The sequence below is a fragment of the Bacillus cereus group sp. BcHK124 genome (genome assembly GCF_027712065.1).
Classification (GTDB): domain Bacteria; phylum Bacillota; class Bacilli; order Bacillales; family Bacillaceae_G; genus Bacillus_A; species Bacillus_A pacificus.
Genome location: NZ_JAQFPJ010000003.1, coordinates 191136 through 210863, shown reverse-complemented (window position 1 = coordinate 210863; position 19728 = coordinate 191136). Strand labels below are relative to the sequence as shown.

Below are 19728 nucleotides of genomic sequence, written 5' to 3'. Positions count from 1 at the left end.
CTTCCAAATCATAAAAACTTTTTCCTACTATTTATATTAAAACAACGAAAGGGGGGTGACACTTTGAACAAGTGGGCTATATTATCTTTAGCTTGTGTACCTTACGCTCTTTTAACTATAGTAAATGAAGATACATTAGAAATAGGTGGCTCAGCAAATATATTTTGGAAGATTGGATTATTTGCACCACTTATAGGCGTTTTATTTTCAGCTGGAGCCAGTAAAACTTACCAACGCGTTATGCTTGCCCTATTTAATTTAAGTTACTATTTTGTACTCTACATCTATATGATATACACTTTTTAAAATACTCTTATACTCGTTTTATGAACATATATTTTGGAGAGAAAATCATGAAAAATAAAACATACTATTTATCAATAATTTTCACCAGTCTTGTTTGTTTATTTTTATTTACAAAAGCTTTAGGATTTATCCTCTGGATAAATGGTGCACCAATTGACAAATGGGTAGCTTGGGTTGGTTTATTTGCTATTCCGATTTTCATCTACTACTCTTTTCCAGGACGAAGTTTAAAAAAACACAAAAAATTGTAACCATAGTTATAATAATAGTTCAAATCATATGGCTAAAATGGGCCATTAATCAGTCCAAATATTATGTATATGTTAACAGTAATAACATTCTCCCATCTCCATATATAATTCAGGAGACTCCAAATTCAAATACTCCTATTTCTCTTGGTCAAAGGCTTTTAACTAACTATACATTTTATAAATCAATTCATTCATATCTATATGTAAGAGAAAATGTCACAAAAAGTGATCGAGGCATTGTTGATTGGATAAAACATTTTGATAGCGAAATAAAAGAAGAAGACGACGGGCGCATCTATATAGAAACTTATAAGGGGAAGTTATTTTTCAAGTAAATTGTAAAACTATCCTTAATATTATCTATATAAACAAAAAAGCACCAGGTCCCCCCAGTGCTTTTCCCCTCTCTAAAACAAATGACAAGCCACCTCATGCCCCTTCGCAATCTCCACCATCTTCGGTACTTCCTGTGCGCATTTTTCAGTCGCGAATTTGCAGCGTGTTCTGAATTTGCAGCCGGATGGTGAGTTGAGTGGGCTTGGTACTTCTCCCTCTAGGATAATCCGTTCCTTGCCTATGTTTGTTGGATCTGGTTCTGGCATGGATGAGAGTAGTGCTTGTGTGTATGGATGTGCCGGTTTTGTGTATAGGTCTTCGCTGTCGGCAATTTCTACTATGTTTCCTAAGTACATGACTCCGATTCTATCTGATATGTGTCTTACCATAGATAGGTCATGTGCGATAAATAAGTATGTGACTCCTGTTTCTTCTTGAATATCCTGCAGCATATTTACAACTTGTGCTTGAACTGAGACATCTAGTGCTGAGATCGGTTCGTCGCATAAGATGAAATCTGGTTTTACAGATAGTGCGCGCGCGATGCTGATGCGCTGGCGCTGACCCCCGCTAAATTCGTGCGGGTAGCGATATAAATGTTCTTCTTTTAAGCCTACCTTTTTGAGCAGGTCTAATATGATTTCTTTTTGTTCTTCTTTTTCATAAGATCCGTGAATGTTCATTGGCTCACTAATAATTTGGAATACGTTCATTGCCGGGTTTAATGATGCGTATGGATCTTGGAAAATGATTTGCATTCGTTTTCGATATTCTTTTAGTTCACTTTCTTTTAAACTTGCGATATCTTTTCCGTCGAATAAAACGTTACCTGAAGTAACGTCGTGTAAACGAATGATACTTCTTCCTGTCGTTGATTTTCCGCAGCCCGATTCTCCTACTAACCCGAATGTCTCACCCTTTTTAATTGTGAAGCTTAAGTCATCGACTGCTTTTAATTGCTCTGTTTTTCTGCCGAATAGTCCTTTTTTAATAGGAAAATACTTTTTTAAGTTCCGAACTTCAATTAAGTTTTCTTCACGCATGGGAATCACCTACTGTCTTATCGTTTAACCAGCACATAGAACGTCTTTCGTTTCCAATTTCAAAATATGGCGGACGTTCTTTTTCACAAATGTCCATCGCATGCGGGCAACGCTCTGCGAATGGGCAACCTTTTGGCGGGTTTAATAAGTTTGGCGTTACACCTTGAATGGGCGCGAGTCTTTCTTTTACACCGTTCGATATTTTCGGTAAAGAGTTTAATAACCCTTTTGTATATGGATGATTCGGTGATTGGAAAATATCAAGTACAGGTCCTTCTTCCATAATAAGACCACCGTACATAACGATAACGCGTGTACAGTTTTGTGCGACTATTCCTAAGTCATGCGTAATAAGAAGTAACGCCATGTTCGTTTCGTTTTTTAAGTTTTTCATTAAATCTAGTATTTGTGCTTGTATCGTTACATCAAGCGCTGTCGTCGGTTCGTCCGCAATGAGAAGGTCTGGATTACAAGACATCGCCATCGCAATCATAACCCGCTGCTTCATACCGCCACTTAATTCATGCGGATATTGTTTTATCCTTTCTTCTGGTGAAGAAAGACCGACTTGTTTTAACAAGTTGACCGCAATATGCTCCGCTTCTTTCTTTTTCACTTTTTGATGCCGTATAATTACCTCCGTCATTTGCTTCCCAATTTTCACGACTGGATTTAGCGCAGACATTGGATCTTGGGATATAAGTGAAATTTGATTTCCTCTAATAGAACGCAATTCTTTTTCAGATTTAGAAAGTATGTCTTCATTATGAAAAAGGATTTCCCCTTCTTTCACTTTCCCTGGTGACGCAACGAGAGACATAACGGACTTCGCCATTACACTCTTTCCGCTTCCAGATTCCCCAACGATACCAACTACTTCCCCTTTATTTAAACGAAATGTAACGCCTCGAACAGCTTCCACTTCGCCGCTTTCTATGAAAAAAGAAGTCTTTAAATTTTTCACTTCTAATAGTTTTTCAGACACGCTTCTCACTCCTTTCACGTAACACTTTAGTTTTCATTTCCAGCCCCTTTTGGCGCGAAAGCTTTCTTCAATGCTTCACCAATCACGTTAAAACTAAGTACCGTTAAAAGAATAAGGAATCCTGGGAAGAATGTTAAATACCAAGCTTCGCCAATATATCCTTGCGCATTGTTTAGCATGCTGCCCCAAGAAGAGTCTGGTTCTCTAATACCTAACCCTAAGAAGCTGAGTGATGATTCCATTAAAATCGATGTCGCAATTGTTAATGTCGCAGCGATAATAATGGTTGATAAAATGTTTGGAATGATATGTCTTACAATAATTGTGAGTGATTTTTGTCCTGATACTTTTGCATATAAAACATACTCCCGCTCTTTTACGGATAGCGTTTCTGCCCTTACAATACGAGCGGTGTCCATCCATGTTAGTAATCCAATAATAAGAACTAACGTCGTAATCCCTGGTTTTAAATAAGCATTTAATAACAGCATTAAGAAAAATGATGGAATTGACATAAGTACTTCAACAATTCGCATTAAAAAGTTGTCTAACTTTCCGCCAAAATATCCGCTAATTGTTCCAACTGCGGTACCGATTGTAATAGAAACAACCATCGCTAGAAAACCGACCGCAAGTGAAACTCTTCCACCATATAACGCCCTCGTCAAATAATCCCTTCCGTAATCATCCGTTCCGAAAGGATGACTCATACTCGGTTCTTGTAAGCGATCTGGAATCGACATTTTACTAGGATCGTACGGTGATACAAATGCGAATATCGATGCAATCGTTAAAACCGCCAGTATAATAACTCCCATTAGTACAAACTTATTTTTCGTAAAACTACTTTTTATCGTTTGAAATCTCCTATTATTCATTCCAAATCACCCCCTCATTCGAATGCGCGGATCTACTACGCCATATAAAATATCAGCAATTAAGTTACCGAGAATTAACATGAAGGATGATAGTAATGTAATTGCCATAATAATTGGATAATCAAATCTAAAAATAGCATTTACCCCAAGTGAACCAAGACCCGGCCATGAGAATACTGTTTCCGTAATGAACGCTCCGCCTACTAAACTTGGAATAGATAATCCGAAAATTGTAATGATTGGTATTAATACATTTCGAAGTACGTGATTAAATAAAACGGTTTTCTTCGAAGCACCGTACGCATATTGAATTTGTACATAGTCTTCTTCTAATTGTTGAATTGTACTGGAACGAATATATCTCATATAAACAGAAACGTTTTGGAACGCAAGCACCATACAAGGTAAAATACCGTGCTGCACAATATCCAAGAAGGAATCTCGGCCGACTGTACGCATGCCCATACTTGGAAGAAGGTTCAACTTTAAAGAGAATAAATAGATTAATAGTAAAGCGAACCAAAAGACTGGCATTGAGATTCCCACATAAGAGATAAAGTTTACAATGCGATCAAAGATAGAATTCTTTTTCACACCTGTAAATAGTCCAAGCGGGATTGCAATTACAAATGAGACGAGTAAAGACGATCCCATTAAGCCAATTGTCGCAGGTAACCTTTCTACAATAAGATCTAAAACTGGACGATGGTTTTGAAGTGAATAACCAAAGTTCCCTGTTACAATATTTTTTAACCATAAAATATACTGCATATAAATTGGTTGATCGAGCCCTAAACTTTTACGAATACGCTCAACATCAATTGAACTCATATTCGGCGTGACAAAGTTTCGAACAGGATCACCCGGTGCTAGTTTTATTAATAAAAAAGAGATAATAGAAATAACAAATAAAAGCGGAATTGCATTTAAAAGCCTCTTCGCAATTACTTTATACACAAAATTCCCCCCTCAAGCTAAAGAAGCTGATTTCCACCAGCTTCTTTACTGTTTGTTTCTTATTTCACTTCATAAATCTTAGATAAATCTTCAAACATTGTTACAGGAATTGCTTTTGCTTCTTTTAATCCATCAAACTTTTTATCTACTGCAATAACCGCTTTCGGATACGCAATTGGTAGATAAGGTAAATCTTCTCTAGCTGTCTCTTGAATTTTATGGTATAGTTCTGCTCGTTTTGTTTTATCTGTTTCAACTGCAGCTTCTTCCCATAACTTATCAAAATCAGCGTTTTTATAACGTGCATAGTTGTATTCAGCATTACTTAAGAATAAGCTCTTATATGAATCTGGCTCAGGTCCCATTATGTAACCACCGAATGTAATATCGAATTCTTTATTCTCTTTATCTAAGCTTTTTTCACTTGCTGCACTAGCATCTAATGCATTCAGTTCAACTTCTAAGCCAACTTCTTGTAATTTTTGTTGTGTATAAAGCGCTAAGCTTTCCATAATTTTATTATTCGTTACATACATGACGCGTACTTTTTCTTTATCTTTCACGCCAGCTTTCGCTAATAAATCTTTCGCTTCTTTCTTATCATACTTATAGTCTTTAATATCTTTCGCATAATACATAGCATCCGGCGTTAAAATTGAATTTGCTGGTTCTGCAAATTGACTAGAAACGAATGCAGAGTTAATCATTTCTTTCTTATCTAACGCATGCGCAATTGCTTGGCGCACTTCTTTTTTCTTCATTAGATCTGTATTTTGGTTATAAGATAAGTAGAATAATCTACCTTCAGGGAATGTCACCATTGAGAAGTTCCCTGTGCTATCTAATTTCTTAAAATCTTGCGGCTCAATCATCTTCATGTTGATTTGGCCATTTTGTAGTGAAACATTTGCTGTATTACGGTCTTTTACAACGCGATATACGATAGAGTCTAATTTCGCTTTACCACCTACATAATCATCGAATCGATCTAATGCAACGTACTCATCTGATTTATACTCTTTAAACTTAAATGGACCTGATCCTACAGGCTGTAAGTTTTTCTTACTCTTCGCTAAATCTGCTTCCCCTTCAAATACATGTTTCGGAATTGGGAAGAAATCATTCATCACACCTTCAAAAGATGCGCTTACTTGTGGTAAAACGAATTGAACTGTTAACTCGTCTACTTTTTTCACCTCAAGCGGTTTTCCTTTAAAAACAAAGTTTTCACGACTTGAACTATTTTGCTTCTCATCTAAAATAGATTGGAATGTAAATGCTATGTCGTCTGATGTAATTTTCTTACCATCATGCCATTTCAAATTATCTTTTAACTTCAATGTCCACGTTAATTGATCCTCTGAAGGCGTAAAGCTTTCAGCAAGAACAAACTTTTTCTTACCGTCTTCCATATGATACAGCGGTGCATATAAAGCTTGCTGCACAGTTAACGACACACGATCATTCGCATAAAGCGGATTCATCGTCTCTGGGTTATCGCTAACACCAATCGTTAACGTTCCTCCATCTTTCGGAGTCCCTGATTTACTAGTGCCCGCTTGCTTCGAAGAATCTTTTCCTCCAGAACAAGCCGCTAATGCAATAAGTAGTATTAGGACAAATGGTAATGCAAATAATTTCCGTTTCATCTTTCGGCCCCCTCAAACTAGTTATACCCATAAGAAAACTCGGAATTAATCCCGAGTTTTCTTATAAGTTTTAAATTACCACTACCCCTATATAAAGTCAAACTTTTTTGTAAAACTAGAAGGTTTGAAATCTATTTATGCATTCTTGCGATAAACGATATTGATGCGAAGAGCAAAATAAGTTAAAAAACTAGTAGCCTAAAAAATTTCTCTTAAATGATTGTTATAATCGAAAGAATCGAATGGATGTTTTATATACACCTAACTCTTATGAAAAACATAATTTCCTTATCAAAGGAATTCAACTTATTACATAGAAAATAACTATAGAAAAGAAAAAGCTTGACCAATTGGGGAGTTCACAGTAAAAACAAGAAAATGTTAACAAGAAGAAAGGAACTAATATACCATGTCCACACAATTTTCTGTTCAAATGGATGAAATGCTAAAAATTTTATTTCATTTGTCAAGAAAACCGACCATTCATTTAGTTAACGGACTATTTCATGAAGCATTTGAACTACACGACCAACTGACTATTACACATCTTAATGTCGAGTATACTCAAAAACGTCTAACAAATAGTTATCAAACGAAGCGATCAGATAAAGTTCTTCAAGTTAAAAACAATGATGATGTTTTTCATTATCATTTAGAATTTCAATTAAAAAATGATTCAACCATGCCTTATCGAATGTTTGATTATGGCTGTTGTATTGCAGAAGAGTGCCAGAAATCGATAGGTATTTATGATAAGTTCGTCTTTCCAAGACAGTTAGTTCTTTTTATTGAAGAAGATGAAAAAATTCCAGATTTTCTTTCCATGGAATTGCATTTTACAAGCGGGGGATTCCATTATCAAGTACCTGTAGAAAAGTATTGGAAACAGGATGTCAATCAATTAATGAAAAGAAATTTATATGCCTTATTACCTATACAGCCTTTTAATTACCGAAAAAACTTAAATAAAATTTTGGATAGAAAGCCATCTAAAAATAGAGATGAGGAAATCCGCGCAATCTTGGATAAGATTCAAGATGAGGTGAAAATTTTAGTTGAAATTATTATAGGTTATTATAATAGAGATGAATTAACATTTGACGATACGGATAAAATGCTTATTGTATTAACAAATGTTACGGAGCATGTATTTCAAAAAAACAGTGAATATCATATAATAAAAAAGGAGGTGGATAATATGATTAATACATTGTGGAGTCCTGTTAAAGAACGTAAAGTACGTGTTGAAGCGTTCAAGGAACTTATATACGATGTCTTACAAGATAAGAACCTCGATACTCAAAACGAAGAGCTACGAACAAAATTAAACAAAATTGATGATCCAAATCAGATGAAACAATTAGCTCGCCGAGTTCATAATGTAAAAAAAATAGATGATTTATTTTCCAAATAATAAAAGGGACTAATCCTAAGGACACGTAAGTGTTTTTTAAGGGTTAGTCCCTAGCCATAACGGCTATCTTTTTCATTACTGATAATATTTAGCGCTTGTCCAACAATATCCAACTACTCCACCTGTAAGGAAAGATAACCCATAGTAGCAAGCTGATACAGCTGCGGGTCCCAAGCAATACCGGCTGCAGAATATCCCATGCAGCAATTCCTTGAGATGCTAAGCAATTGTTAAAACCTCTTAGAAAATCTACAAAAGAACCTCCTGCACTTGCAGTTTTTACACTAAATGGATTTAACGAGCTCAATAACCCCTCATCTTCCTTTTTTTCTTCTTTCTCAAAATGTTTTGCTTCTAGTTGAACTGTATTATCTAAAACTTTTTCATTGTTGTTCCAAGTTTCAATTTTCACTTTATAGAATTTTAAATTTTCTGAATATTTTTCTATATAAGACTTTAATTTTCCATCCGAATATAAATCTCACCTTTTATCATTCTCTTCGTGATTATCCCCTCTCTCTAAGCAACCAATTCCACAACCGTATAAAACACCCCAAACAAAAAAAGACCACCAAAAGGCAGCCCCTCAAAACTCAATCCTACTCCCTATCCCCTGCTCCACCGCTCTCTCATACAAATACTTCGCAACAATAATATCCACTACGGCCAAACCAACCGATTTAAAAATAGTAATCTCTTCATCACTTTCGCGGCCTGCTTTTTCTCCGCTTATGATTTGACCAAGTTCGGCATGGATGTCGCTAGGTTTGAATAAACCTTCCTGTATCGGAACTTGAAGGTCTCCTGTTTCTTCTAATGCTGCTTCTTTTGATTCGACTACTACTTTGTTTGCATTAGCAATGGCGTGAGATGGTAGTTCTTGCATACTTGGCCTGAATGAACCGACGGCGTTTACGTGGACGCCTTTTTGTAGTTTTTCTGAGAAGACTGGTGTGGATGCGTTCGTAGTTGTGACGATGATGTCTGCTTCGCTTATTGCTTCATTTGCACTTGTGTAAACGTACGCAGGTTTATTGAATTTCTCTTGTATATATTGCGAGAATGCATACGCCTTTTCTTCTGTTCGATTGTATAAAATGACTTTTTCAATATGTCTAACCGCAAATACAGCTTCAGCAATTCCCTTTGCCTGTTCACCTGTCCCGATGATGCATAAAGTTTTTGCATTATGACGAGCTAAATATTTTGTCGCTACTCCGGATAAGGCGCCTGTTCGAATCATCGTTAAGTAGGATCCTTCTAACAGTGCGAGCGGTTCTCCCATTTGAAAGTCTGATAGCATCACAATCCCGTTTATCGTTTTCTTTCCTATCTTTTTGTTCTCGGGGACTACTGTTACTACTTTTAAACCAAGTGCCTCAAGCCCTTCTGCGACTGAAGGCATAATTAATGCCGTATTTTGCTCGTTCGCAAATGGTAATGAACCGCGAATTGGCGTGATTGTTCTTTCTGCGGAAAACTCTTTTAAGGCAAGCGCCGCATATGCAATGACTTCATTCATATTTACTAAGTTTCGTTGTTCGTTCGCGCTTATGACTAGCATATATTTCCACCTCCTCCTTCTATCCTAACAAAAATCCCCGATTCAAATCATCTCTCGGGTCTACAACGAACTGATGAAATCCTGTAATAAATGCATGCCCCGTTACTTTCGGAACGACAGCTTCATATGTATGTACCGCTGTTACCGACAATACTTCTCCCTCGAATTTCCCGTCAGTAATACATTGGTGGACGAAAATTTCTCCCTTTTGTAAAGCATCTTTTGCAAAAAGAGTTGCGATTCTTGCGGAAGTTCCTGTACCGCAAGGAGAACGGTCTACTTGCCCATCAGCGAAGATTGTTACATTTCGTAACGTTGCGTCTTCCCCTTTCGGTTCATCTGAGAAAATAACGCCGTATATTCCTTTTAACCCTTCTTCAAGTGGATGCTTTACTTCCATTTTACTCTCGATGTAGTGCTTAATTTTACCGCCCCACGTTTGAATAGCAGCTAAGTCTTTAAAATCAACTTTCAAACCAAATTCTTTACTATCCACAACAGCGTAGAATGCTCCGCCAAATGCGATATCTACTTGAAATTCATAGTCATCTATTTTAATAGGAACGTCTTTTTTGTATACAAATGAAGGAACATTTTCAAATGATACGGACTCTACTTCACTCCCCCTATATGTTGCGTACGCAATGACTTCCCCAGCAGGGCTATCAATAATGAACTTTTGTTTCTCACCTGTCACTTCAAACATACCTGTCTCAATTCCGACTGTAATAACAGCAATAATGCCGTGTCCACACATCGTACTCCATCCTTCATTGTGCATAAATAACACACCAAAATCAGCGTGAGCACTGGCAGGCGGAGTAATGATACAACCGTACATACCGTGATGTCCTCTCGGTTCATACATAAGAACTTCGCGAAGATGATCCAAATGTTCCATGCAATATGCACGTCTTTCTAGCTGCGTTTCTCCTTTTATTTCTGGCACACCACCCGTAATAATTCGAAGCGGTTCCCCAGCTACGTGCGCATCAATTGTCGTATACACTTTACTAACCTTCATTTCTATCTCTCCCCTATATGTTAATACTCTTTTCATAGCAAATATCATGCCAACGCATAGGGTATAAAGTGAAACGTTAATCATTGGGGGTTTTGTTCATCTCCCACTGATTATTAGTTGAACCAATCGGGCTTTTACGGGCAGTTGATCCCCCACCTAACTTCTTTGCTTCCGCTGACTTTTGAGGTGGGGGGTCTTACTGCCCGTTAATGCGGGATAAATTTGTATACATTGTTTGAAAAAGCATACAGTACTGTCTATTTTTTTATACACAATCCGGAATCCATTTTATGGAACCACTTGATACAGCCAGGCTTATTATTTTCAATGGAAAGTTACTTCCATCCCCAACATATACTGTTCAAAAGCAAAAAGGAAGTGATCCAATGTACTACGGAACAAAAGGCTGGTACGTAGCTGAATTAAAAAAATTAGGCGTGCGCTATCATGAAGGTCGCAAACTAGAAAGTTACCGTGGACACATCTTGCGCAATTTACTACTTGCACAACAAGAGAAATTAAAAGAACAGTAATATACTAATGTAACGATATCGACGATTCTCGGAATATATCAGCGATTCCACACAATATATCGGCGATTTTTTAAATTTATCGACGATTCGACATGGAATATCGACTTACCGACAAATTTCGCCAAATTCCTCCTCCATTCCACCAACCAATCACACATCAAACCACCATAAAAAAGGTCACCTCTGTTTTATATTTAGGTCATAGAACTTAAACACAATAAAATCAAAGGTAGGAACATATTTGATATATACAAAATGTTTCTGCCTTTTTATTATGCGGCGGGACTCCACACCTATCAACTTAAGATTTTTTTACACTCATAAAACAAAAAATGTACATTTTCTCATTTTGGGGTATTTGCTTTTCTAAGCTTAATTGTGGTGGGGTAGAAGTAAAGCATCTGTTTACATAATACACCTCTCTTCTCTTAAAAAGATTTATTCAATGTAGTGTTTATACATACTATAAATCACAAAAGAAACCGTTGTTTCAAAATTCATTAAGAACAAGTAGAAGGATTAGAAGCAAGTAAGAAGCGTGGCAAAAGTTATAGGTAGGCCAAAATTAGAAAAAAGCTCTCGATTGCATTACGCATGTATGACTATTAAAGAAATTATAGAAGAAACACAGAAGTAAAAAACTTTGTGTTTCTTTTTTATATATTCTATAGGAACTACTTTGCGCTTCACGGCATGGTTACTCTTTCTACCCCAGTACAATAAATTTTTAAAATAGGTAATAAATAACCCCAAATTCACTGATATAAAGGATCAAAAAAAGGAGGCATACTTTTTATGGAACGATAGAGCAATTCAGATACTGTGACACATTTATATCCATTGTTGTTTAAATACTTCATGATACTTTCTAATGCTTCAACTGTCTGAGATATCTTAGAAAATTCACTACCATTCCAATCATGAAGTAGAATGATATTACCAGGTTTAACACCTTTCGTTATATACCTCGAGATTTTGCTAGCTGCTGGACTCCTCCAATCTTGTGGATCCTGATGCCATGACCACAAGATCACAAGCTTGCGATTTTGTATAGCTGTATTAATAATTAAATTGTTATGAAGCCCTCCAACTGGACGATACAGAGTTGGTTTATAACCAGTGATCCGCTTGATAATTTCATCCGTTTGATTTAATTCTGATGTTAATTTAGCTGCAGTAATGTTTTTATCATAAATGTGAGTATATGTATGATTCGCAATTTCGTGTCCTTCTTTTATTTGTCTCTTTAAAATAGCTGGGAACCTGTTAACTTTATTACCCGCTACGAAAAAAATTGCTTTCGCATTGTATTTAGCTAATATATCAAGTATTTGAGGGGTAAAAACAGGATGAGGACCGTCATCAAATGTTAGTGCAACTATTTTTTCCTTTGTATTTACTTCCCAAATTACTTTCCCTGTTCTTTCATATGCTTTACGACTATCTGTAAAAGCATATATGGATATTGGTTTGAAACAAAAAGAAACCATAAAGAAAATGAGGAATATCCAATTTTTTTTCACAACTAATACACTCCTATGAAATACAAGTAAGTTTAGTTTATGAAGATATTTTCAAATTATTTAAAAAGAAACTAAAAAATGAAAGAGATTGGAAAGAAGGACTATTATTTTTTCATTAGTTGAAACTTCAATTTTTATTGGTAATATTCAGCGTACTGATTTCGTCTTAATAAACCATGCTGTATAATACCTCTAACTGTAAACAGTTATTCTTAACGAAGGGAATAGGACTCTTTTCTTATTCTAATATGCTAAGCCTGTTTTTTTCTAAAATGTTAGTGATCCCTAGAATTAAAAAGACTATATAAATATCAGAGAACAAATAGGTAACCCTTATGTTACATTCAATTTAAGGATATATTTTTTGTACCGACATTTTTAGGCATGAAATGTCGGTTATTATTATCTATTATGTATTAAATTAAATATTTGAAAGGGAGTAAAATTATGGATTGGCTAAAAAGAATGAATAACGCATTGGACTATATTGAGAATAGTTTGGATGAAGAGATAGATTATAAGGAGATTGCAAAGGCAGCTAATTGCTCTGAGTTTCATTTTTCAAGAATGTTTTCTTCAATCTCAGGTGTGTCGCTTTCAGAATATATTAGACGAAGACGTTTAACACTTGCAGCATTTGAAATTCAAAAAAGTGACATTCAGATCATTGATGTGGCAATTAAATATGGTTATATTTCTTCTGATGCTTTCTCACGTGCTTTTAAAAAAATGCATGGAATAACCCCTTCTAATGCTCGTAATAAAGGAGTACAGTTAAAAGCCTTTCCGAAGATTTCCTTCCAAATTTCTATTAAAGGAGATACCGAGATGGAGTACAGAATTGAAAACCTCGATTTTGAGTTAAGAATTGTAGGAAAGAGTAAACCAGTAAAAACAAGCAGCGCCTTTAAAAAAATCCCTACACTTTGGAACACTGCGAAAAAAGACGGATTTATGCAAGAATTAATAGATATGTCATGGGAAAATCCAAAGTGCACGCTTGAAAGTCTTTTAGGGGTTTGTGGGAAGGAAGCTGCCATAAAAGATGAAGAATTTTCTTATTTTATGGGTGTAAGATATGATGGGGAGGTATCAGCTAATATGGAAACACTAATTATTCCCGCAAGTACATGGGTAGTTTTCCCGAATATAGTAGACGCATGGAAACGATTATATTCCGAGTGGGTCCCAACTTCTGAGTATGAACTTGCCAATTTACCGTGCATTGAATGTTATTACGGTCCGAAACATAAGCCGAGACATGAACTTTGGGTCCCTGTCATCCCAAAATAAGACACGCATTCAATAAAAAAGAGCTGTTTAAGTTGTAATCAAAAAAACTTAACTTAAACGCTTTAGAATTTGAGCTTTTTATATTGTGAGTAGTCACATAATGACCTGAAAACTTACGTTTCCGTTATACAAAAGCTAACTTTCTAGCAAATTCTTTTAAAAATAAAGGGGTAAGATATCGCTCTAATTCTTCAGCAAATAATTAGAGTTCACTTCGAATCGAAAGATCCATAAAAACGTCTTCTAATTTATTTTGTTTAAAGAGAATACTGTTTCTTTATAATTGAGGAAGTTAATATTCTTAAATTGATGGGAGTGTCCTTCTACCTCTATTTAGTAATAAAAAAGAGCACCTCGAATAGTACTCTTTGAAAAAGAACTGTATAAGGTTAAAAATTCAATTGAAACCTTTATTTAAAAACTAACATTGAAAAAGAATACCACGTGATATTATATGTATATTTAAAAGGTATGTCCAGTTTTAGAAAGAAATCGTAATTTTAATAAGGGTGTAGCCCTTACATAATAATAAGGGCTCGTATGGAATGGAATTTTATCTTTACTTGATTGTATCATGCTTTTTCATTTATAGGAATTATAAATATACAAATAAAATTGAACTAAAAAACAAAGCAATTAGCGTGATTAGCTAACTGCTCTGTAAAAAAAGAAAACTGCGCTTATCAAGCACTGGTTTTTGTAACTATAAGTTACAGTGATAGTATAAACTGAATCGAAAACATTATGCAGGAAAGACAAAGAAATTAATAAAAAAATCATTTTGTATGAGTTTAAAACATAAAAAGAGCACTTAATAAAATACTCTTTTAACGAGATCATTCTTTTGTAAAGACTACCTCATTTTATATAGAAAGAAACACAAAATATTATATATGCATCCAGTCCATTGCGTATATTTTTACAAAAAAGAGCAGCTAGCAAAAGCTAACTGCTCGGCTCAAAGATGGCAATCTAGATGCAAGTATAGTATTAACGAAATTTAGATCTTTATTCAAAAGGGGATAAATATTGAATATATAAAATGATATGAAGCTCAGTAAGTAACTTAAACATATCTTGAATCAAATAAATTCATAAAAAACGCTATATTTCCCTACAAAAATATAGCGTTTTTTTTCGCTTTATGAATATAATTTCTTTTTCATTTGAAGATGACCTTTTATCTTCCTCGATGTTTTGCTTTTCGTTTTTGAATTTTCATTTGTCGCTTTTTTTCTAGTAATTCTTCTTTCTTTTGACGCGTAATACATTGTTTCATTTTCTTTTTTTGTTCTAGTTCTATTCTCAATACTTCATAAGATTTGTTAGAAACTCCTTGATTTTTCATTTCTTTGGCGGCTAACCTTATTAATCTTTTGGGATTAATAATTTTACTTTTCCTTTTATCAATAGAGTTTTTAACGCCTGATGTACTTTTTAATAGCGGAACCATATCATGAAAAATAAAATCTAGTATTTCACTATCTTTTGGCTCTGAACCAAAAGTATGTTTACATACTTTCAATTTATTATTTTCAAACATTTCTACAATTCCAATCCAAAATTGTCCATCAAAATAAATTGTAAGTTTCATTGAGAATCCCCCTTGTTTATTACATGAGTGATGGACATCCCAGGGGGGAAGGTTACTGACAATAATTAAATAATTATTGCGTCCGGACTACCAACCGAACTGTGTTTTTTCACTCTAAAGTTATTATATTCCAAATTCTCAATTTGTAAACATTTTGATATTATCAGTTTAGTTAAATTATTTCTTTTAATATTTACAAATACATATTAAACTACTTTTCCTCTAACTTTTTCATCCATCTTCAAAAGTTAATTACCATAATAGTGACAATCATAGCCAGTTTCTTAAAAAATCATTTGTTTTCCAAAATAATTTAATGTGAATAATTGTAAGATTATAAAGTTTTATAATGTCTTTAAAATAAAAAAGTTGTGCACCTTTTAAAAATATAATTCATTTTTATCTTGTATTCTTATTAGTTTGATGGTATGTATGGTGATCTCTTTTAACGGAGTAAAACTCAATTCTTTTCCTATATGAATTTGTTTAGCTTGTTTTTTTAATACTGGTAATCCTCTAATATGTGTGGTCTTGCTTTATAACTTCGAAAAGTAATCAGTAAGCTTTTCGTTTTCTCTTTCGCGTAATCGCTTATTTTCCTCTTCGAGCTCTTTTTTTCTTTTTTCCAGCTTTTCAATCTTTCTTTTAAGAGATGCAATTATGGCTTTTTGATTACTTTCATCTCGTTTAATTCTAGAGTCTACAAATGCTTTTTCTTGTTGATTCCGTAAGAATTTAATACGTTCTTTAAGTTCTGGGTGATTATAAAGCGTAGCTTTACTTACACCAGCTTCTTCCGCCACACTGTTAAAGTTAATTGCCTTAGAAATCTTTGTTAAGCGTTTAATAGCTTCTTCAACTTTAACTTTGGTTGTTTGCTTTCTTTTTTCGTGTAGCTGCTTCAATTGCTCTTCACGGTTAAAATTACCCACGGTTAACACCTTTCCTTTTCTTGTCCTCTAACTGCCTCTTTATACGTTCAAAACGTCCAAAAATGACATTTCCGTTTTTAATCGTTTCATAAATGTTTTTGTATCTATTTAAGTTCTTTTCGTTTGCTTCGACCATATCTTGGCGACCATATTCCTTTGAGACTTCAATTATTTTAATTGTACTTTCTATATGTAGCTCATATTTTTTTACATCAAAGCTTGTCATACCAACCGATAAGTCAAAACAAGGTTTTCCATCGTTTGCTGTAAGGCAAGGGGGCTCTACTGCTAATGGACAATTACCATTAACTCGAGCACGACACGTCCCGTAAGGGTTGTCCAATGCATTTAATTTCTCGTCTTTCCATATCATATCCATAATACCTTCCGGAATGTCTTGAGCCTCTGATACCTGATGAATTTCACCATTCAAATCAAAGCTAAAAACACCTTTTTTAATGACCTCTTCAAAAGCCTTACGCTTCGTGTCATCTAATAAACGGGCATATCGCATTGTCATTTCAGGTGATGCGTGTGCTAATAATTCCTGAACGGTTAAAATATCAGCTCCGCCATTTAACATCTTTACTGCGTAAGTATGTCTAAACGCGTGATTTTTAAAGTGGAAGATATCACCTGTTTCATCCGTAATATTCTTTTTGACTGATAACTCATTAAGTTTTGTTTGTACCCAATACCGGATAAATGGCCGCCCCTTACGTGTACCACTATAGCGGACGAAAATGTATTTGTTGGGATTATTGTCATCATTGCTGCGTTCTTTAGAATTACGGATTAAAATGGCGACTATATTAGCTAATTGTTCATCAATGGGCACTTTATGGTCTTTTACATAAGTTTTTTCAACATCCGTCTGAATCCAGTATTTACCGTTTAACTTAATCAAAGAATCTTGAGTCAAACCAAGTGTATCACTAATGCGCAAACCAGTTTTGTACGCTATCCAAACGATTGGCTGAACATCTGGATGAAGATCGTTAATGTGCGTAAATAATTGCTCCAATACATAATCAGGAATGTAATCAATATCATCATCGGATTTCTTATCTAATTTTGGATAATCTTCGGAATAAAGTAGTCTAGAAGTGGATTTCTTAGGTGCAATACTGTATTCAAAACGTTGGATATCACGTAAAAAGGTGTAAACACATTTTAGACTATCATTTATATGTTGCTTTGGATTAGTTTTTTTATATTTCAAATTATTTTTTGCATAATAATGAAGATACTCTAAATAGTTCTCGATATGTTTTCTTGTAAGCATATTTAGATTACTCCAGTTAGGTTCTAGTTGACTGATAAAATTTAGAAACCTTGAAACAAATCTTAGATAATTCATAGCTGTACCCACCGAAAATTTCTTTCCGCCTAGTAATCTAGTTTTAATATATTTTTTAAAATGCTGTTTAAAAACATCATTATGAATAGTTGTAAAATCTATATAATAATGAGAATCAGAAGTATTATATAAGATCCCATACTTCTTATTTAACACCCTGGCATCCCATTTATCTTTTTCCCATTCTTCCCGTGTATCTGTCAGATAATATAATTTCTCATACATTCTTCGCAAGAAAGTTGCTTGTTGTGTTTTAGTTTTATAATCGCGGTTCTTTTTTGATGAAGTAGTTTTTAATCCCTTATTATTTAACCACAAAACCCACTCTTTCTCAGCTTTATCGATATTTAAATCAAGTAAAGAATGTAGTTGATTGTGTTTTTCATTTAGAAATTGAATCAAATTTTTTAAATGCACGTTGTAGGTGCAAAATACAGTGTTAAAACTTAACTCATCGTTAAAAAGGTAGCAATAGAATACAAATTTCAACTCTTGGGATATTGTAATGCACTTAGTAGCTAACTTTAATACTTTTCTTGTCCCCGTATATTTCTTAAAGCGTTCTTCAAAGTTAGGAATTTGACCAATTTCATTCACGTTCCATATATCATTAATAGAAAAATAATTATCTTTCACAAGTTTTCTTCTTAGTGTTCCATCGCTAGATATTTCCTTCACCTCGTAAGAGATGAGGGTAGAAGTGATTAAGTCCCAATATTCACTTTGCGGAATTAGGTAATTTTCTATATTTTTTTTCAAAGCTTTTCCTCCTACATCACTCGTTTAGTTTTAAATTAAAAAGGAAACGCTTCGTCAGGAATTTCTAAGGCAACGTCGTCCTTTTAGTTATCTATTTTGGGTCCAATTTTAAACGCATGAGCTGCTTTTTCCCAATCCTCCCGGATTGCATCATCAGAAGGGTGAACATATAGATTGATTGTTGTTTGGACTTGCGAATGTCCCAAACGCTCTTGCACCATTTTAATATTTTTCGTTTCGAGATAGTAAATCGTTCCGTGAGTATGACGAAATAAATGTGGAGTTATATAAATACCAGTTTTTCTCTCAATCTCTTTAAAAGTGGCATATACATCCGAATAGGTCATTGGTTCACCAGAATTCTTCCCAAAAAGCTTCACAAGAACAAAGTTATGGTCCGGATTATAGTCATCAATCACTTCATACAGATAGTCATCATATAGGTTCATTAATGACTGAGAAATTTCTAATTCCCGAGATCCTGTTTTTAACTTACCACCATTAGGTAATTCTCCTCTATCTGTTAATTTAAGCTTATGTTTTCTTTGTTTAGCATCAAATTGAAAATCTTTAAGGAATAAAGAGAGAGCTTCACCAATACGTAAACCTGTTTCAAAAAGCAAAAGAACTAGAAATCGATCTCTAATATTCGTAGTTGAATGATAGATGGTTTCAACTTGTTCTTTTGTAAATATCTTTATTTTTTCTTTGGGTTCTTTTAATTTAAGGATATTTTTGGAGTAGGGTTTTCCCTCGTTGACATGATGTAAAAAGCTCTTGTATCCATTTCCACCGGCACCAGTAAACATCTTTTTCATTAGCTTTTCAACTATATCTGAATCGATTAGCTCGCTACGATACAAATAGTCATAAAAGTTGGTTACGGCACTGATGTAGTTATTTACTGTTTTCTCAGTCAGTTGTTTGGGTTCTTTTTCTTTATTATGTTTTTGAGGTATTTTGTAAGGAATTACCTTGTTGTTTCTATATGGGTTTCTAAGCCAGACCACATAGTTAGATAAAATCTCAAAATTAACTTGTTGGTAATCAATTTTTATTTGTTGTAAGTATGTGAAATAGTGTTTTAAAGCCGTACAGTATGTCTTTAAAGTATTACTTTTACTCTCATTGTTATAGAGATGTTTCATATACTTAGCTACTGATACAACAGGTACTCCTTCCGAATTTAGTAGAAGGTATGCCTTTCTATTACCAATACATATTTCTTGAACTCTCATTAAAACACCCTCCCATCCTTTGTCTATCTTTAAGAGTGCCTCTAATTGTTTTTTAAGGTCCTCACATCGAAACTTTGTCCTCTTTCCAA

The 19728-nt window shown here is 34.4% G+C and carries 18 protein-coding genes; 5 read left to right on the top strand and 13 right to left on the bottom strand.

What is annotated here, in order from left to right; all coding sequences use genetic code 11:
* The first annotated feature begins 63 nt into the window (after positions 1-63).
* On the top strand, positions 64-306 hold the full coding sequence (locus tag PDK19_RS07885; RefSeq protein WP_001045661.1) for a hypothetical protein: 243 nt from the start codon (positions 64-66) through the stop codon (positions 304-306).
* A 47-nt stretch (positions 307-353) separates the two neighbouring features.
* Positions 354-557, top strand: a complete 204-nt coding sequence (locus PDK19_RS07880; protein ID WP_239665606.1) for a hypothetical protein — start codon at positions 354-356, stop codon at positions 555-557.
* Between the two features lie 407 nt (positions 558-964).
* Here PDK19_RS07880 and PDK19_RS07875 read toward each other — a convergent pair whose 3' ends face one another.
* Genes PDK19_RS07875 through PDK19_RS07855 form a run of 5 tightly spaced genes read right to left on the bottom strand, consistent with a single transcriptional unit; the run spans position 965 to position 6405 of the window.
* Positions 965-1936, bottom strand: coding sequence for an ABC transporter ATP-binding protein (locus tag PDK19_RS07875; RefSeq protein WP_049113200.1), 972 nt, complete (start codon positions 1934-1936; stop codon positions 965-967).
* Positions 1929-2921: an ABC transporter ATP-binding protein gene (locus PDK19_RS07870; protein WP_049113201.1), complete on the bottom strand. Its 993-nt coding sequence runs from the start codon at positions 2919-2921 to the stop codon at positions 1929-1931. Before PDK19_RS07870 ends, PDK19_RS07875 begins: the two co-directional genes overlap by 8 nt.
* A gap of 26 nt (positions 2922-2947) precedes the next feature.
* On the bottom strand, positions 2948-3799 hold the full coding sequence (locus tag PDK19_RS07865) for an ABC transporter permease (protein ID WP_270706884.1): 852 nt from the start codon (positions 3797-3799) through the stop codon (positions 2948-2950).
* Between the two features lie 6 nt (positions 3800-3805).
* Positions 3806-4756 carry an ABC transporter permease gene (locus PDK19_RS07860; protein WP_049113203.1) on the bottom strand — a complete coding sequence of 317 codons (951 nt, stop codon included), beginning with the start codon at positions 4754-4756 and terminating at the stop codon, positions 3806-3808.
* Positions 4757-4815: 59 nt separating this feature from the next.
* Complete coding sequence (locus PDK19_RS07855) at positions 4816-6405, bottom strand: ABC transporter substrate-binding protein (protein ID WP_074615246.1); 1590 nt, start codon at positions 6403-6405, stop codon at positions 4816-4818.
* 409 nt (positions 6406-6814) lie between these two features.
* Between PDK19_RS07855 and PDK19_RS07850 the strand changes: the two genes are divergently transcribed.
* Positions 6815-7819, top strand: a complete 1005-nt coding sequence (locus PDK19_RS07850) for a hypothetical protein (protein WP_074567690.1) — start codon at positions 6815-6817, stop codon at positions 7817-7819.
* 88 nt (positions 7820-7907) lie between these two features.
* Here the strand turns inward: PDK19_RS07850 and PDK19_RS07845 are convergent, their stop codons facing one another.
* The 3 genes from PDK19_RS07845 to PDK19_RS07835 form a co-directional block, all read right to left on the bottom strand.
* Entirely contained in the window at positions 7908-8231 is a 324-nt protein-coding gene (locus PDK19_RS07845; RefSeq protein ID WP_014893271.1) for a hypothetical protein, read from the bottom strand.
* 174 nt (positions 8232-8405) lie between these two features.
* Complete coding sequence (locus PDK19_RS07840) at positions 8406-9383, bottom strand: ornithine cyclodeaminase family protein (RefSeq protein ID WP_000960296.1); 978 nt, start codon at positions 9381-9383, stop codon at positions 8406-8408.
* Between the two features lie 19 nt (positions 9384-9402).
* Complete coding sequence (locus PDK19_RS07835) at positions 9403-10455, bottom strand: proline racemase family protein (protein ID WP_270706944.1); 1053 nt, start codon at positions 10453-10455, stop codon at positions 9403-9405.
* A 242-nt stretch (positions 10456-10697) separates the two neighbouring features.
* Here PDK19_RS07835 and PDK19_RS07830 point away from each other — a divergent pair, with 242 nt between their 5' ends.
* Positions 10698-10940: a YflJ family protein gene (locus PDK19_RS07830; RefSeq protein ID WP_000433493.1), complete on the top strand. Its 243-nt coding sequence runs from the start codon at positions 10698-10700 to the stop codon at positions 10938-10940.
* Positions 10941-11695: 755 nt separating this feature from the next.
* Here the strand turns inward: PDK19_RS07830 and PDK19_RS07825 are convergent.
* Positions 11696-12463, bottom strand: coding sequence for a polysaccharide deacetylase family protein (locus PDK19_RS07825; protein WP_000742568.1), 768 nt, complete (start codon positions 12461-12463; stop codon positions 11696-11698).
* A 447-nt stretch (positions 12464-12910) separates the two neighbouring features.
* Here PDK19_RS07825 and PDK19_RS07820 point away from each other — a divergent pair, with 447 nt between their 5' ends.
* On the top strand, positions 12911-13756 hold the full coding sequence (locus PDK19_RS07820; RefSeq protein WP_000383890.1) for an AraC family transcriptional regulator: 846 nt from the start codon (positions 12911-12913) through the stop codon (positions 13754-13756).
* A 1180-nt stretch (positions 13757-14936) separates the two neighbouring features.
* On the opposite strand, the gene PDK19_RS07815 is transcribed toward PDK19_RS07820, so the two are convergent.
* The 4 genes from PDK19_RS07815 to PDK19_RS07800 form a co-directional block, all read right to left on the bottom strand.
* On the bottom strand, positions 14937-15350 hold the full coding sequence (locus PDK19_RS07815) for a YjdF family protein (RefSeq protein WP_000778908.1): 414 nt from the start codon (positions 15348-15350) through the stop codon (positions 14937-14939).
* Between the two features lie 536 nt (positions 15351-15886).
* Positions 15887-16282, bottom strand: coding sequence for a DUF6262 family protein (locus tag PDK19_RS07810; RefSeq protein WP_000526290.1), 396 nt, complete (start codon positions 16280-16282; stop codon positions 15887-15889).
* Positions 16275-18401: a tyrosine-type recombinase/integrase gene (locus PDK19_RS07805; RefSeq protein WP_000739305.1), complete on the bottom strand. Its 2127-nt coding sequence runs from the start codon at positions 18399-18401 to the stop codon at positions 16275-16277. Before PDK19_RS07805 ends, PDK19_RS07810 begins: the two co-directional genes overlap by 8 nt.
* Before the next feature lie 83 nt (positions 18402-18484).
* Positions 18485-19639, bottom strand: coding sequence for a tyrosine-type recombinase/integrase (locus PDK19_RS07800; protein ID WP_001265869.1), 1155 nt, complete (start codon positions 19637-19639; stop codon positions 18485-18487).
* Positions 19640-19728: the final 89 nt, after the last annotated feature.

Bases quoted from the DNA above. Each gene is read 5' to 3' on its own strand.
- PDK19_RS07880 (WP_239665606.1), top strand. From the start codon at position 354: ATGAAAAATAAAACATACTATTTATCAATAATTTTCACCAGTCTTGTT.
- PDK19_RS07875 (WP_049113200.1), bottom strand. From the start codon at position 1,936: ATGCGTGAAGAAAACTTAATTGAAGTTCGGAACTTAAAAAAGTATTTT.
- PDK19_RS07865 (WP_270706884.1), bottom strand. From the start codon at position 3,799: ATGAATAATAGGAGATTTCAAACGATAAAAAGTAGTTTTACGAAAAAT.
- PDK19_RS07855 (WP_074615246.1), bottom strand. From the start codon at position 6,405: ATGAAACGGAAATTATTTGCATTACCATTTGTCCTAATACTACTTATT.
- PDK19_RS07850 (WP_074567690.1), top strand. From the start codon at position 6,815: ATGTCCACACAATTTTCTGTTCAAATGGATGAAATGCTAAAAATTTTA.
- PDK19_RS07840 (WP_000960296.1), bottom strand. From the start codon at position 9,383: ATGCTAGTCATAAGCGCGAACGAACAACGAAACTTAGTAAATATGAAT.
- PDK19_RS07835 (WP_270706944.1), bottom strand. From the start codon at position 10,455: ATGATATTTGCTATGAAAAGAGTATTAACATATAGGGGAGAGATAGAA.
- PDK19_RS07830 (WP_000433493.1), top strand. From the start codon at position 10,698: ATGGAACCACTTGATACAGCCAGGCTTATTATTTTCAATGGAAAGTTA.
- PDK19_RS07820 (WP_000383890.1), top strand. From the start codon at position 12,911: ATGGATTGGCTAAAAAGAATGAATAACGCATTGGACTATATTGAGAAT.
- PDK19_RS07815 (WP_000778908.1), bottom strand. From the start codon at position 15,350: ATGAAACTTACAATTTATTTTGATGGACAATTTTGGATTGGAATTGTA.
- PDK19_RS07800 (WP_001265869.1), bottom strand. From the start codon at position 19,639: ATGAGAGTTCAAGAAATATGTATTGGTAATAGAAAGGCATACCTTCTA.